At 44.9% G+C, this 14816-nt stretch carries 16 protein-coding genes and 1 pseudogene; 6 read left to right on the top strand and 11 right to left on the bottom strand.

Annotation, left to right across the window (positions count from 1 at the left end):
• Window positions 1-170: 170 nt before the first annotated feature.
• Complete coding sequence (locus O9300_RS18905) at window positions 171-710, bottom strand: pentapeptide repeat-containing protein (protein ID WP_287973362.1); 540 nt, start codon at window positions 708-710, stop codon at window positions 171-173.
• Between the two features lie 69 nt (window positions 711-779).
• On the opposite strand from O9300_RS18905, the gene O9300_RS18910 reads away from it, so the two are divergent.
• On the top strand, window positions 780-1397 hold the full coding sequence (locus tag O9300_RS18910; RefSeq protein WP_287973364.1) for a DedA family protein: 618 nt from the start codon (window positions 780-782) through the stop codon (window positions 1395-1397).
• A gap of 58 nt (window positions 1398-1455) precedes the next feature.
• Here O9300_RS18910 and rbp read toward each other — a convergent pair whose 3' ends face one another.
• Window positions 1456-1758, bottom strand: coding sequence for an RNA-binding regulator (gene rbp / locus O9300_RS18915; protein WP_287973366.1), 303 nt, complete (start codon window positions 1756-1758; stop codon window positions 1456-1458).
• A gap of 233 nt (window positions 1759-1991) precedes the next feature.
• Window positions 1992-2825 (bottom strand): 1,4-dihydroxy-2-naphthoyl-CoA synthase, encoded by an 834-nt coding sequence (gene menB / locus O9300_RS18920; RefSeq protein ID WP_043999569.1) that lies wholly within the window; start codon window positions 2823-2825, stop codon window positions 1992-1994.
• A 232-nt stretch (window positions 2826-3057) separates the two neighbouring features.
• Between menB and O9300_RS18925 the strand changes: the two genes are divergently transcribed.
• Entirely contained in the window at window positions 3058-3279 is a 222-nt protein-coding gene (locus tag O9300_RS18925; protein WP_287973367.1) for a type II toxin-antitoxin system HicB family antitoxin, read from the top strand.
• Window positions 3280-3382: 103 nt separating this feature from the next.
• Here O9300_RS18925 and O9300_RS18930 read toward each other — a convergent pair whose 3' ends face one another.
• The gene (locus O9300_RS18930; RefSeq protein ID WP_190722899.1) at window positions 3383-4333 is read right to left on the bottom strand and encodes a glycosyltransferase family 2 protein; all 951 of its coding nucleotides are present in this window, start codon (window positions 4331-4333) and stop codon (window positions 3383-3385) included.
• Window positions 4334-4437: 104 nt separating this feature from the next.
• Here O9300_RS18930 and O9300_RS18935 point away from each other — a divergent pair, with 104 nt between their 5' ends.
• Window positions 4438-5055: a serine O-acetyltransferase gene (locus tag O9300_RS18935; protein WP_287973370.1), complete on the top strand. Its 618-nt coding sequence runs from the start codon at window positions 4438-4440 to the stop codon at window positions 5053-5055.
• On the opposite strand, the gene ispD is transcribed toward O9300_RS18935, so the two are convergent.
• The 5 genes from ispD to O9300_RS18960 all read right to left on the bottom strand — a co-directional run bounded on the left by ispD (window position 5050) and on the right by O9300_RS18960 (window position 8688).
• Complete coding sequence (gene ispD, locus O9300_RS18940; protein WP_287973372.1) at window positions 5050-5730, bottom strand: 2-C-methyl-D-erythritol 4-phosphate cytidylyltransferase; 681 nt, start codon at window positions 5728-5730, stop codon at window positions 5050-5052. The two genes, O9300_RS18935 and ispD, sit on opposite strands and share 6 nt — an antisense overlap.
• 144 nt (window positions 5731-5874) lie before the next feature.
• On the bottom strand, window positions 5875-6273 hold the full coding sequence (locus O9300_RS18945) for a DUF1824 family protein (RefSeq protein WP_052278126.1): 399 nt from the start codon (window positions 6271-6273) through the stop codon (window positions 5875-5877).
• Window positions 6274-6449: 176 nt separating this feature from the next.
• Window positions 6450-7100: a hypothetical protein gene (locus O9300_RS18950; RefSeq protein WP_287731950.1), complete on the bottom strand. Its 651-nt coding sequence runs from the start codon at window positions 7098-7100 to the stop codon at window positions 6450-6452.
• A 183-nt stretch (window positions 7101-7283) separates the two neighbouring features.
• Window positions 7284-8174 (bottom strand): hypothetical protein, encoded by an 891-nt coding sequence (locus O9300_RS18955; protein ID WP_149985413.1) that lies wholly within the window; start codon window positions 8172-8174, stop codon window positions 7284-7286.
• A gap of 10 nt (window positions 8175-8184) precedes the next feature.
• Window positions 8185-8688, bottom strand: coding sequence for a hypothetical protein (locus tag O9300_RS18960; RefSeq protein WP_287973374.1), 504 nt, complete (start codon window positions 8686-8688; stop codon window positions 8185-8187).
• 156 nt (window positions 8689-8844) lie between these two features.
• Between O9300_RS18960 and O9300_RS18965 the strand changes: the two genes are divergently transcribed.
• Complete coding sequence (locus O9300_RS18965) at window positions 8845-9033, top strand: hypothetical protein (RefSeq protein WP_287973375.1); 189 nt, start codon at window positions 8845-8847, stop codon at window positions 9031-9033.
• Here O9300_RS18965 and bchD read toward each other — a convergent pair.
• The gene (gene bchD / locus O9300_RS18970) at window positions 8967-10964 is read right to left on the bottom strand and encodes a magnesium chelatase ATPase subunit D (protein ID WP_287973378.1); all 1998 of its coding nucleotides are present in this window, start codon (window positions 10962-10964) and stop codon (window positions 8967-8969) included. The genes O9300_RS18965 and bchD overlap by 67 nt on opposite strands.
• A gap of 216 nt (window positions 10965-11180) precedes the next feature.
• Between bchD and O9300_RS18975 the strand changes: the two genes are divergently transcribed.
• Window positions 11181-12863 (top strand): hypothetical protein, encoded by a 1683-nt coding sequence (locus tag O9300_RS18975; protein WP_287973380.1) that lies wholly within the window; start codon window positions 11181-11183, stop codon window positions 12861-12863.
• Between the two features lie 358 nt (window positions 12864-13221).
• On the opposite strand, the gene O9300_RS18980 is transcribed toward O9300_RS18975, so the two are convergent.
• On the bottom strand, window positions 13222-14505 hold the full coding sequence (locus O9300_RS18980) for a TldD/PmbA family protein (protein WP_287731941.1): 1284 nt from the start codon (window positions 14503-14505) through the stop codon (window positions 13222-13224).
• Window positions 14506-14713: 208 nt separating this feature from the next.
• Here O9300_RS18980 and O9300_RS19735 point away from each other — a divergent pair.
• A pseudogene (locus O9300_RS19735) lies at window positions 14714-14816 on the top strand (Uma2 family endonuclease); the annotation flags it as partial.

Genomic DNA, 14816 nt, shown 5'->3' on the forward strand with positions numbered 1-14816 from the left:
CAGAGTTCAAAAACGGCAGAAATAAGGATTAAATGGCATAAATTCTATAAATAGACCATTTAACTGATTATTATTCATTCTTAATTCTCCTGACTACTGACTGCTGGCTACTGACTCCCAACCCTAACAATAATTTTTGATTTTTACAAGAGGTCTTATCTATCAGCCATTTAGGTTAATCCTGTCCCTTCTAAACAAGCTCGATCGAAAATTGCCCCCGTGGTTACTGCCGAGGCTAAACTAGCACAAAGAAGATTGGCATCAGTAAAATTTGTTCCGCGTAAAATCGCCCCGAAAAAAATTGCTTCCTCTAAATCGGTGGCCGATAGATCTGCCCCAGACAGATTAGCGCTAGTAAAATCCGCTTGGGTTAAAATCGCCCCAACAAAACTCACTCCCCGGCCATCGACGCCGCGAAAATCTGCCCCGGACAAATCTAGATGATTGAAAACCGCCCCGGCTAAAAAAGCACCGGCCAAACTTGCCCCAGCGACGATCGCATCGAGGAGAATTGCCCCGCGTAAATCGGCATTACGAAAATCTGCTCCCCTTAAATTTGCCCCTGTCAAGTCAGCACCGCGTAAATTTGCCCGTAAATTCGCCCCTGCTAGGTCTGCACCCGCTAAATCAGCCCCTGACAAGTTCATGCCCGCTAAATCTTTTATCTCACCCTGACGAATTGCTAATAAATCAATACTGGGAAAAGTCATGTTCAGCCACGGTTAAATCCTGTAAAAATATCTTAGAATATTCGTAAACCTTTGTTAAGAAAGCGCTCCATGTCCCTAGAGCTATTATCCCTAGAAAATATTGAAGAAATCGCCCACCAATACGGATACTGGGCAGTATTTGTCGGCATCACCCTCGAAAATACCGGGATTCCCATCCCCGGGGAAACCATCACCATTGTGGGCGGCTTCCTTGCCGGTAGCGGTGATTTGAACTATTGGTTAGTTTTAGTCAGCGCAATTACAGGAGCAGTTTTAGGCGATAATTTTGGCTATTGGCTCGGTCGCGCTGGGGGTTGGCCGTTTTTGTTAAAAGTTGGCAAATTCTTTCGGATTCCACCTCAAAAACTAGAATTAGCCAAGGAACAATTTAGTAAAAATGCACCCCGGGCGGTCTTTTTCGGTCGCTTCGTGGCCCTGTTAAGAATCTTTGCAGGTCCAATGGCGGGAATTGCCCGAATGCCCTACGGTCGCTTTTTCCTCTGTAATCTCGGTGGAGCAACGGTGTGGGCGACGATTATGGTGACATTATCCTTCTTTTTAGGCCGTTTGTTCCCCTTGCACCAGTTAGTTAGTTCTATGGCTCGTTTTGGTATCTTAGCTTTAATTATCGTCCTGGCCTGGACAATTATCCACCCCATCCTTGAGTCACGGAAAACGGCGGTTTAAGGCCAGAAAAAAAGCGGTTATCAAAAATAACCGCTTCTGGAATTTTCCAAGAATCTGTTTAACGTTCCCAGCGCCCGAAGTTTTTGCGACCACCGCCGCCACGACCGCCAGAATCTTCTTCTTTGGGACGAGCTTTGTTGACTTTCATCTGTCGTCCCATCCATTCGGCCCCGTCAAGAGTTTCGATCGCTTTTGCTTCTTCCTCCTCGGAGGACATTTCCACAAAACCAAAACCGCGCATTTTACCCGTTTCCCGATCCACGGGCAAGTAAACGCGACTAACTGTGCCGTATTCAGCGAATACCTCTTTCAAGTCATCTGTCGTGACGTCATAAACCAGATTACCAACGTAAATCGTCATGGATTGTCTCCCAATATCACAGCCATTTCGAGAAGGAGATCGGACACAACCCAGTCAAGGCCATCAGGGAAAAACCACTTCTGTTTGAAACCAATGCTGCTACCGAACCTAACTACTCTCTCTAAACTAGCATAGCTTATCAGTGATCAGTAGGAATATGGAGTATTAAGTGAGCAGTATTATAGGGCAGTTTTCTGCTTTCTTTTCACTGATTACTGTTCACTGATCACTGATTAGGGTAGCCAAGGATATTGACTAAAATCGGGGGGACGTTTTTCCAGGAAAGCCTGTTTACCTTCGGCTCCTTCGGCGGTCATATAGTAGAGTAAAGTGGCATTGCCCGCTAACTCCTGTAAACCCGCTTGACCATCACAATCAGCATTAAAAGCCGATTTTAGGCAGCGAATCGCCAAGGGACTTTTTTCGAGAATTTCTAAGGACCATTTAATCCCTTCCCGCTCTAATTCCTCCACCGGGACGACATGGTTAACCAAACCCATTTCTAAAGCTTGTTGGGCGTTATACTGCCGACAGAGAAACCAAATCTCGCGAGCCTTTTTCTGACCGACTACCCGGGCCAGATAACTAGAGCCAAAACCGCCGTCAAAACTGCCCACTTTCGGACCGGTCTGGCCGAAAATGGCGTTATCCGCCGCTAAGGTTAAATCACAAACCAAGTGCAAAACATGACCGCCCCCGACCGCATAACCTGCCACCAGCGCGATAACTACCTTGGGGATGGAGCGAATTAATTTCTGTAAATCCAGCACATTGAGCCGGGGTACGCCATCATCGCCAATATAACCCGCCTGACCGCGCACCGTCTGATCGCCGCCGGAACAAAAAGCATATTTGCCGTCGCTGTGGGGACCTGCACCCGTGAGCAATACTACCCCAATGCGCGCATCCTCGCGAGCATCACAGAAAGCGTCGTAAAGCTCAAAAACTGTTTTTGGACGGAAGGCATTACGCTTATGGGGGCGATTTATAGTGATTTTGGCGATTCCCCCCCATTTATGGTAAAGAATATCCTCGTAGGTTTTTACGGATTGCCATTCAACGGTCATAGTCTCGGTTATCGGCACAGCTTTTTTACCTTACCCTATTTTGTCCCCCACTTTGAAGCCTGGAGCGCCAGAATAGGGGAATGGATAGTTGACCGAAAAGGTTTAAAGCTGATTCCCTTCTTGATATTTTCTGAGTATTGATTGAAAATATATTTATCCTATTTGCTAACTTTAAAGAGGTAAAAATATGAGTACAAGTAATAAAACTAAGCTTGAATCATTATAGTTTTATTTGGGGTTAAAATATCCAATAACAATTTATCCTGATGATGACGAGGGATATGTATCAGAAATCAAGGATATTCCAGGATGTTTCACTCAGGGAGAAACCATAGAGGAAACCTTAGCTAATATTGATAATGCTCGCAAACTTTGGCTAGAAACAGCTTATGAATATGGTGATCATATTCCTTTACCCTCTACAAATATCAGATGTGAGGGAGAGAGTTTCTAGAAAGCCTCGAAAAACTGATAAAGGGAGAAGGGCGCTTTTTTGCCGTAATCATTGAACTGAAAACTCACATCTGATAACTGATAACTGATAACTGATAACTGAATTAAAGCCATTCGATTTCTTTAGCTTTTTCGGGTAGTTTAGCCGTGGCTTGTCCTTGGCTGCGGGACTGAAACCCAATTAAATCGAGGGGAGTAGCCAATAAATCTACTAAATCTGCTTTACCAAACAGTAACTTGAGAGTATTTTCTGGTAGCTCTTTTAATAACCAACGACCGAGAGTAAAAAATAACTCTTGATTGGTTAAAGGTCGCATCAATTCGACACCATACAATTCGTGAAGATAGCGATTTGATCGCCCGTAACGTTTTAATTGACTTCTTAAGTCTTCTAAGGTGGAACGATGACGATGGTAAATAATTGCCTCTGGTGCGTAGGTTAATTGCCAGTCGGTTTGTTGTTGAATACGCCAACAGATATCGGCATCACCACCAGTAGTTAAATAAGGACGAAATAAACCAACTTTTTGAAAAGCTTCTCGAAGAATAGCGAGGTTAGCAGTTTGACCGTAGGGACAAAAAGAATGTTCTAAAAGAAATTTTGGTGACATAAAGTGACGACGTTCTGCATACTTTTCCAACCAAGTTGAACCAGTTAAGGCAGCAATTTCACCCGCTACCAGACCGATGTTAGGATCACTAAAGGGTTGGATCAATTCTGTCAACCATTGCGGTGCGGGACGACAATCGGCATCGGTAAAGACCAAAAAAGGATAACGAGCGCTTTTGATCCCCTTGTTACGAGCAGCGTAGGAGCTTTGTATCTGATTTTCGCTTAAAATGATCAGGTTCAGTCCCCGCTGTTCTTCTGCTGCCTTTCCTAATAATTCTGCTGTGCGATCGCTACTATTATTATCAACTAAAATATATTCAACTAATTGACGGGGATAGGTCTGTTTGGCTAAACAATCAATGAGAGGGGGTAGATCTTTCTCTCCGTTATAAATTGGCACGATCACGGATACTTCGGGCAAGAACTGCAAGGTAGTTGACATCGTTGGAGTCCAATAAACGGGGGACGGTTGAACTATTCGCTACAATACTACTATAATCAAGAGCAACAAAAAGCAAGTCTATTGTCACTTATTTTAGACCAACGATGAAAAGTTTCTTCCGAAAATTATTTTTCTATGCGGGTATTGTTTTGTTCTCACCTTTAATCATTGCTTTTCAGGTAGCTAATAATCGAGAACTTATCTTAGGTGATGTGCGGCGTTGGGTAGAGTTATTAGGTTGGGAAAAAAGAGCAGATTCGTTACAATTGTTAGCTCTGTGTCTGGAGGCAAAAGAATTTAGAAATTTATATTATTGTCGTCTTTTTCAAGGTGGTTCATTCAGCCGTTTTTTTATGTATATTCTTAGGTTTTTCTATCGAGAAAGTTCCTATTTATTTCTAGATTCTTCCTGTTCGATTGGCAAAGGATTATTTATTCAACACGGTTTTAGTACTATTGTTATGGCGGATTTGGGCGATAACTGTTGGATTAATCAACAGGTAACAATTGGGTATAAAGATAAAAGCGGTCGCCCCAAAATTGGCAATAATGTCAGGATTACCGCCGGTGCTAAAGTCTTAGGAAACATTACCATCGGCGATAATGTCACCGTGGGCGCAAATTCAGTGGTAGTCAAAGATGTTCCACCTAATTGTGTGGTTGTGGGTATTCCCGCTCGTATTGTTAAACGGGACGGCGTTAAAGTAGATGAAAAATTATAAACGTTGACTTAAAATATATTCGGCAATTGCCAGATCCCCCGGAGTCGTAATTTTTAAGTTAGTTTCTTCACCGACGACAATTTTGACGGGAAAACCACATTTTTCTAATAAGGCGGCATCGTCGGTGACTTCCCAATCTAATTTTCGGCCCTGTTCATGACATTCTTTTAATAATTTTACCTGAAAACCCTGGGGCGTTTGGGCCGCCCACAACTGCGAGCGATCCGGTGTATCCTCAATCCAGCCCTTGCTATCGACAATTTTAATCGTATCTTTCACCGGAATCGCCGCAATGAAACCCTGACAAGTGGCTAAAGCGGCGGCACAGCGATCGAATAATTCGGGAGTGGCTAAACAGCGCGCCCCATCGTGAATTAAAACCGTCTCAGCCCCCTCTGGTAGGGCTTGTAAGCCATTGTAAACCGATTTTTGTCTGGTTTCGCCTCCTTGGATGATTTGCACGGGTTTAAGGGCATTTATGGCGGTGATAATTTCTCGGATATCCTCAAAGTCTTCCGGTTGTGCCATGATGCCAATCCAGATAATTGTCCTGGATTGCATGGCAGCCAGCAAAGTCCAAGCCAGGAGAGGTTTTCCGTGCAGGGTGAGCAGTAACTTATTGCGATCGCTGCCCATCCGTTTACCCATTCCCGCTGCTGGAATTAACAAATACATATTTTTTTTCAGGTAAAAAGTTAACAAGAGTCAGGAAAGAGAATTCAGTGGACAGGAGTGGGGAGCTTTTTGCCTCTTATTTGTAAACAGTAATCACTGTCCGGCTGATGGTTAATCGCTTAAATAACCCAAAAACTATGCCTCTTAAGAGAATAAATCGAGGGGAAAGTGACCATAAGTACCGACTAATTGATCATTTTCTGACTGACAAGAAACCAGGACACCGCGATAGGTTCCCGTATAGGAATCGAGATAGGAAGCTTGTCTTTGGGTATTGTATTTAATATACACCGCTCCCTGTTCTGGGTGGTCTTCTGGGAGACTATTAGGTAAGGGGTATCCCAGGGCTTGTAGATAACTTTTCAGGGCTTTAAATCCCTCTTCATTGTTATCGGCACAGATACCTAAATTAATTGACTCCGAACCTTGGTTAACTAATAAAATTGCCTGTCTTAGAGCTTCTTCTTCTTCGGGGGATTGGGCAATTTTTAGTTGAATACATCCATATTCTTTTAGGAGTTTCAAGGCTTCTTCCATAGACATGAGCGGTTAGATATGTGTGGCTAAAGATAAAAAATAAACTGTTGCTGCTGTCCTTACCGACAAATTCCCAAGAAAAAAAGCCCTAAATTATTGGGGTTTAGAGATAGGAAAATTTTGCATTGGTCTTAATCGTAAGATCGCCAATTTCGATCATATCAGGTTGGGGACAGGAAAATTTATCGGGTTTGTTCGAGCGCTCCGGGTTGTGCGTACATTTCACTCACTGCTTTTTGATAGCCAAAGTAAGCACCTATAATAATTCCAGTGCCAAAACCGATCGCTAGGTAAGGCAAAATTATACTGAGGGGAAAAGAGGAGTGTCTCCGATGAGATAGGGAAAATCGCTCACCAGTCGCCACAATATTCTCAGCAGCTTCAGTGAACTCCTCCGGTTTCTCTAGGGCTTTTTCTTCGGTTGTTTCAGAGTCTTCCAAAGCTTCTGGGGCATCTTCTCGGTCATTTTCGGCGATTTCTGCGGTTATTATCGGCAAAGAGTTTAATTTGGTGACACGATTGACGATTAAATCATCTTGACTCAGGGTTATCGATTCTTCCCAAGCGGGGATATCGGATTCCTCGGTCATACCGTAAACGATCACTTGTTCTAATCCATCGATGCCCAAGCTTTTGATTTCTGCCGACAAAAAAGGTAATAACTTGTGTTGATTGGGTATATTTTTGGATTGAACTTTTAGAGTCAGGGCATTTTCTTGCGGGGTGGCTTCAACAACCTCTATTTTTCTGGTTAAGAGACTTTGGTTAAGTAGAGCAATAATAGCGGCTGGATCCTGGAGTTTAGCGGCATGGATAAGTTGTGCCTGATTCATGACCTTGAGGGGCTAAGGAGGAGATATTATACTAAATCCCGTGGAAAAGGTATAGGAAAGTGGGTGAGTGCCGGAGCAGGGGGAAACAATCCATAACTGGGTTTTTAAAGTTGAATGGGGACTTAATCATGGTATTAAAAACCGATTTGGTATCGGTCTGTCCATCCCTGCCCCCGGTGCCACTTAAATTTCCGCCACGGCTCTTTCGATTAAACGACGAGCCAGGGTTTGAATACCGGTATGTTCATAGTAATTGGTGGTCATATCGAGGAATGCCCCAACATATACCAATTTGTCGGCAGAAAAGTCGATAAATCCCTGAATTTTGCTCAATAATCCCTGCTGGCTCAAACTGCGCTCGCTGACAAAACCACTCATCCAACCTTTAGTGGAGTCGAAACTTTGACCGATAAAGTCTAATTTTCTGGCAGTATTTCCCCCCGGAATCAATTCTTTAATACTGCCGAAAGTGGAGTTAGATTCTAATTCTTCCGGGGTGAGAATGCTCAGGCCCGATTCCACTTTCCGGATAAAACTGCCCCCCAGGGGAATTAAACCATCCAAACAAACTAACGCCGCCATCCGCATCAGGGATTCGCCGCTATAATCTCCCAGAGAAGCGACGAAATCATCGATACTATCCCCCGGAATGCCATTAATTTGACAAAAAGCGACTAATTCGGTCACTAATTTCAAGGTTAGATCGATGGTTTGCGCTTTTTCGGGGGCAGGGGTTAATTTTTCGATTAAACCGCCCATGAGGGGAATTTTACCACCGACGGCATTAGCAAGAGAGGCGGCGGCTAGGGCATTATCGGCGCTGTCGATGGTTTGGTAGAGCCAGAGCGCCCGTTGATAGCCCTGGGATTTATCATTAAACAACCAAACGGCTCGATCGCCAATCTGTTGGATCATGCTTTCGTCGGTTTCGCCGGTGACTTTGATAATCGTATTTTTAAACCCGACTAGGTTATCCCACTGTCCCGGCACTACATAATCAAGGGTTTTGAGAACTTTGACGGTGAGATTATTCGTCGGTAATTCGTCCACCAGTTCAAAAATTGGCTTACTCACGGATGTCTCCTTACTTTAATTTTGCTAGACCATCTAAATCGAACTTAGCTAACCAAGCTTGGCGATCGCTGGAAGAAAAATCTGGCTCCCGCGATAAAACCTTGACTTGATAGCGATTATTGACTAAAACGGCGCTGGCGGTTGCACCCTGTTCCACAGAGGGAAAACCTTTAATTGTGGTTTGACTGTCTTGGAATTTATTGGCCGCGGCGGGATTATTGCTGATGTCAGATATGGCTAACATAGCCAGAACTTTGCCATCTTGCTTCAGTTTTGCCTCAGCAAAGCCTTTTTTCTCCTGGGTATAGACGCGCTCGTATCCTCCCCCAGAAGGCGGGAAAAACCGATTAAAACTGCCGCCAGAGGTGGATTCTTTCACCACTGCCGCCGCCCCGCGAGCGGTACTTTCTTGTTGCGCTTGGTCAAATTGTGAGGGAGCTTTAGCACAGGAAGTTACTAGCAAAAGTACCGCCAATACCCCTGCTATCAAGATTTTGCCAAATCGAAAGCTCATAGTTCTCTTAATTAAAACTTACTAATGTTTGTTTGTAGTATATCTCTCGCTTATTGCTGATTATTGTTAAGTTTTTCTAGATTCTCTCACACCAGACCGAAAAAAACAGAAAATCAGCAAAATTCGAGTCAATAACGAAGGCAGGAGGCAGTCCCGATGAAAAAATTTTCACCCCCACAGATGAAAGAGGTTTCTTTCCCTACACCCTACACCCCACACCCCACACCCCACACCCCACACCCTGCCACCACCGAAAAACTTTTTGCCGCAAACCCCAGCTACAGTCCCGCAATTGCCCCTCGCGCCATAGATGCGATCGCTTGCTCCGTGGCCCGGGGTAGATGATAATATTTACCCCCGGCTTTTAGGGCTAATTCTTTGGCAAAACCAGTGGAGACGAATTTTTTCTCCGTATCGATGACCAGCAGTTTAATGCCTAAAGAGCGAATTTTAGCGGCAATATCGAGCAGTTCTGCCTTAATATCGGGTTTTTCCCCCTCCGGAATCGGTTCGCCTAAAGATTTCGCCAAAGGAATATTACTTCTCCCGTCGGTAATCGCCACAATCACCACTTGACCGATATCCCCCGATAAACGAGCATTCATCCCCACATGAACCGCTTGGGTTAAACCGTGGGCTAAGGGGGAACCGCCGCCACAGGGCAGGGTTTCTAGACGTTTTTTCGCTAGGGTAATCGATTTGGTCGGTGGCAATAGTACATCCGCTCGCTCACCCCGGAAAGGAATCAGGGCAATCTGGTCGCGATTTTCGTAAGCTTCCGTTAACAGACGCATGACCGCACCTTTGGCCGACTGCATCCGATTCAGGGCCATGGAACCGGAGGCATCAACGACAAAGACAATTAAAGAACCGGCCTTACGGGCCAACCGTTTTGAGCGCAGATCCCCTTCTTCTATAATCACACGACGTTCGGGATTCCTTAAGCGACGGGCTTTTTGATAGGGGGCGGCCGCCCGGAGAGTGGCATCGACGGCGACTCTTTTCACCTTGCCCCGGGGTAACATCGGCTTAATATAACGTCCTCTATCTTCCGAGAAAATCAGGTTACGCGCCCCCGATTTCCCCTGACGCTGGGCCATCTGGGCAAAATACAACACACTGGGATCCAGTAAAACCCCTTCCGGGTCGAAAACAAATTCTTCCGGCAGATTATCCGGCTGTTCCGGTTCTTTTTCTTCTTCTTTCTCCTCCTCTTTTTCTTCCTGTTCCTGCTGGTTTTCGTCTTGGGGCGGTTCCGGTGGTGGCGGTGGTGGCGGTGGCTGTTGTTCCTGTTCCGGAGGTGGTGGCGTAATCAGCGATCGAGGTACAATGACTAATTCGACGGCTCTTTTTAAGTCATCGGCACTGACTAAATCCCGACCTTCTAAAGCGGCGGCGGCCTTGGCTACTCTCACGGCAAAAATCTCGGCGCGATGACCTTCTACCCTACCGCGCACCGCTTCCTCCACTAGATAACTAATTTGTTCGGGTTTAATTTTTACCTCTTTTAACCATTCCCTCGCCAGAATAATTTCGGTTTTTAGATCATCGATTTCTTGGGCATATTGGGCGATAAAAGCGGTGGGAGAAACAGCATACTCGATCGCCTGATTGACGGCGGTTACTCGTTGGTCTAAACTAAGGACACCATCGGCGGAAAGGGCAATGGCAATTCTATCTAATAAATGGGGTCGTAAATCCCCCTCTTCCGGGTTATAAGTAGCGATCAGGAGCGGTTTACAGGGATGTTGAAAACTGATGCCTTCCCGTTCGATTTGGTTACGTCCTTCGCTGAAAACCGTTAGTAATTGGTTAGCAATTTGGTCATCAAGTAGATTAATTTCATCGATGTAGAGAATTCCCCGATGGGCGCTGGCTAATAAACCGGGTTGAAAGACTGGTTCCCCCTGTTTCACCGATTCTTCCACATCGACGGAACCCAATAAACGATCCTCCGTGACTCCTAGGGGAATCTGCACGAAAGGGGCCCGGATAACTTCCCCGGGGACCTCTCCACTGCTATATTCTTCTTTAGTGCGATCGTCCCATTCGTCGGGATGGTTGGGATCACAATTAAAGACATTACCCTCGATAATTTCGATCGGTGGCAGTAAGGAATGTATCGCTCGCGCCATGACTGATTTGGCGGTTCCCCGACGACCGGCAATTACCACACCCCCCAGGGCGGGATCCACGGCGGCTAAGAGTAGGGCTAATTTAATCGCTTCTTGGCCGACAACGGCAGTTAGGGGAAAATTGAGGGTCAGAGTGGGCATAGATCTAGATTCAGGCGGCCAAATTCTAGTGTAAAACAGAAGCTCACTGGTCTGGCACTTTTCCCTTTTCTTCGACCCGCAAGTAAAATTTTTTTGATTCCCTTCCCCGGTATTTTAGCTGCATCTCGATGGATTTCTTCCTCCCCGAACCGATCGACAAGTTGCCGGGTTAATCTAGGATTAGCTCCTGATAACGGCTGTAGAGAGGACAAAAATATGATAGCGACAATAATCGATCGCCTTACGGAAACCAACCCGCAAATTATGCGAGAATGGCAAGGAAGATTAACCCCGAAAAATATCTCGATCGCCTCGGTTATCTCCCTTGTTGGTCAATTATTAGTTTACTTGTACTATCAAAGTCGCCTGCCGGTAGGGGCGGGATTTAGTCGTTACTGTACCGCTAATCCCCCCAATAACAACGACTATTATCCCTATAGTGGGATTAAATACTGTATCCAAGACTTAAATGGTCAATGGATGATTATCTCCCGGTTATGGTGGTTAGATATCTTCACTTTTCTGAGTATTACCGGCATTTTCGCTCTTTTAGTGGTGGGAACCTATCAATTAATCGCCGATCTTTCTGGGGAAGAGCGCCGGGGTACACTTAATTTTATCCGTCTGAGTCCCCAACCCGCCAGAACGATTTTTATCGGCAAAATTTTCGGGGTTCCCATTCTCCTCTATCTCGTCTGTCTTCTCGCTTTACCCTTTCACTTGGGGGCGGGTTTATTAGCAGGTATTCCCTTGTCGTTAATTTTAGCCTTCTACGGGGTTCTGATCGCTAGTTGTGCCTTTTTCTATCATGCCGCCCTGAGTTTCGCTTTAGCCACGCCATGGTTAGGAGGATTTCAACCCTGGTTAGGCAGTGCTACAGTCTTATTCTTTGTGTTTTATAGCACTATTGTTACTTTATCGGGCTATGGTGGTTCCCGTACCCCCTTTGATTGGTTAATTCTCTTTAATCCTAGTTTTGTCCTTCCCTATCTAGTTAAATCTACCTTTCTCCCCCCTGATGCGGTACGCTATCTAGGAATTTCACAAATCTTCGACCTTCGTTGGTACGGTCAATCTCTCTGGCAATCGGTTACAACGGGTATTAGTTTAATTTTGCTCAATTTTGCCCTCTGCACCTACGGGTTAACTAGAATTATCCAGCGTCGCTTCCATAATCCCCTCGCTACTCTTGTTAGTAAACCCCAAAGTTACTGGATGATGGGTTGTTTTAGCACTATTAGCCTAGGTTTTGTCTTCCAAACTCTGCAACCGAGCTATATTTTCGATAATTTTGCGATTCTTAGCGTTTTTGTGGCGATTTTTGGCTTGTTAATCCTTTTTGCCCTCACTCCCCCCCGTCAAACTCTCCAAGATTGGACTCGCTATCGTCATCTGCAAGGAAAAACGGGCATTAGTCTGGGGAAAGCTGTAATCTTTGGCGAAAAAAGCCCTTCTACCCTAGCCATGGCTGTTAACGTCGCCATTGCCATTGTATTCATCCTTCCCGCTATTTTTATCGCCCCTCTCCATCAATATAAACTAGCCACTGCAGCCGGGTTTCTCTTGGCAATGAACATGATTTTAGTCTATGCCGCTATCGCCCAATTATTGATGTTAGCCAGCACAAATAAACGCGCTTTGCTGGCAGCTACTAGCATCGGCATTTTGATTATTTTCCCCTTCCTCTGTTTCGCTGTCTTGGGAGTTAATCCCAGTCAATCTCCTCTGTTATGGTTTTTTACTTTTCTTCCCATTGCCGCTACTAAATACGCTACATTTCCCTCTTTCGCTTTGGCAATCTTCAGTCAGTGGTTGGGTTTAACCCTCGTCGTATGGCAAATTAATCGCCAATTAAATCGCCTTGGTGCCTCGGCAACTAAAGCGTTAATGCCAAGCTGAAAAATACCGACTCAAAGGGGAGATTAAATAATATCTCTGCCGACAATTTTCTCCCCTTGAGTGTCGGTTAATTTTTTTTTCCCAAAAAGCTTGACAAAACCCCGCGACTTGACAGATAATTTCTTATAGAATGGGAATCCGTGCCAGCCTGCGACCCCCCTCTTTTCAGGTCAAATAAAGCCCCAAAAAATTAACCCCAAAAAGTAGGCTGAGTTAATTTCAGTTCCGGTGCTGATTAGGAGCATCTTTCAATTTGACAACGCCTATTGTAGGGCTAATTCATGAATTAGCCCTACACCTAGTGATTTCAGTTCCGGTGCTGATTAGGAGCATCTTTCAATTTGACAACGCCACATTTTTACCCCACCACCGATAAACTATCAACAATTAGCGAGGGAGTATAACAGGAACCATTCCATTGATTATCGGACCCTAAAGCGATTAAATTCTGCAAAGCTGTATAAACATTTCCCGTCACCATTGTATCTTTAACTCGTCCGGTAATTTTGCCCTTTTCTATGCGATAACCCAGATCGATATTGACGGAAAAATCGCCCGAAATATCGGCCCCATGACCTAAAATTTGGTCGATAACTAGGCCCTCATCTATTTGCGAGATTAAATCCTCTAAAGTTCCCTCTCCAGGTGCAACGATTAGATTAACTAAATCTGGCAGAGGATAAACGCCTAAACCAGGACGAAAACCGTTTCCCGTCGGAGGAGTTTTTAATAATCTGGCCGTGGTAAGATCGCTATAGAATTCCTTAACTCTACCTCCCTCAATTAAAGATAAAAATTTGGTAGGAGTTCCCTCATCATCAAAGGGACAACTATAGGGTTCTCGCTGGGGTTGTTGGGATAAAGTCAACTTTTCTGACATCACCAATTGACCGATTTTATCACTCCAGGGCGAAGACTTTTCTAATATCTGTTTACCATTTAAAGCCATCGCCACCGTACCCCATAACAGGGTAACTGCATTAGTGGTCAATAAAATTGGTAATTTTCCCGTGGGACTATCCACATTATTGGCTGCCCATTGTAGTCGCTGCAATAACTGTTTAATTACCGTTTCGGGATGAGGTGTACTGCGAGTATATTCCCCATCATAAACCGCTAGAAAATCCTCCCCCCGTACCCATTCAATCCCCAGATAATAACTCAAAGCTGTATCGGTATATTGACAATATAAACCCTGGGAATTAACCAAACGGGTGATTTCCCGTTCACATTCCCATTCACCACTACAAATAACCTCAGGATAAACTTGGCGAATATGGCCAATCATTTGATTACCCATCTCGATTAAAGATTCTACCGCCACATCTTGCCCAATCGGGTCATAGATTGCCTGTCGTGGTGCCGAAAATTCGATTTCTTCCGGGGCATTGAGATAGGATAAATTTAACGCCGTTTCTACTAAAATTTCAGGTTCCACATCACCATAACCCACCGCTAACCCCGGACAACCCTCGCGCCATAATCTTAAGGCAGTTCCCACGGATTCGGAACTTTCTAGCTGTTTGAGACGATTAGCCTCAAAAAAAACGGGATGGGAAAGGGAGGAAGATTGATAAACTTCGGCTGCCACCGCTCCCGATTTGAGAGCTAGTTCGATGAGTTGTTGCGGATCGATCGTCATGGTGATAGTTTTTGAGATAATAGCTATCTGATTATCTCAAGCCCCGGCACTTCGGCGCAAACGCTGCTAATAAGACTGCGGCGAGTTAAAAAATTTTTGCTTATTCATCAATATTTTTGAGCAAAGATGATCAAGTTGGTAATGAAGTTATCATAGAATCGATCAAGAGTCAAAAACATGGATACTCCCACCTAGAGAGGCCGAAAAAATGACGATTGCCAAAAGCGACGAAACTGCCACCTCTCCGGCACTGATAGAAGAAGATTTCGAGGACTTCTGGGAACCCCCCCCACCCCCCACAGACTTAATTT

Origin of the sequence: Microcystis sp. LE19-195.1E (assembly GCF_027532095.1) — a bacterium.
Lineage (GTDB): Bacteria > Cyanobacteriota > Cyanobacteriia > Cyanobacteriales > Microcystaceae > Microcystis > Microcystis aeruginosa.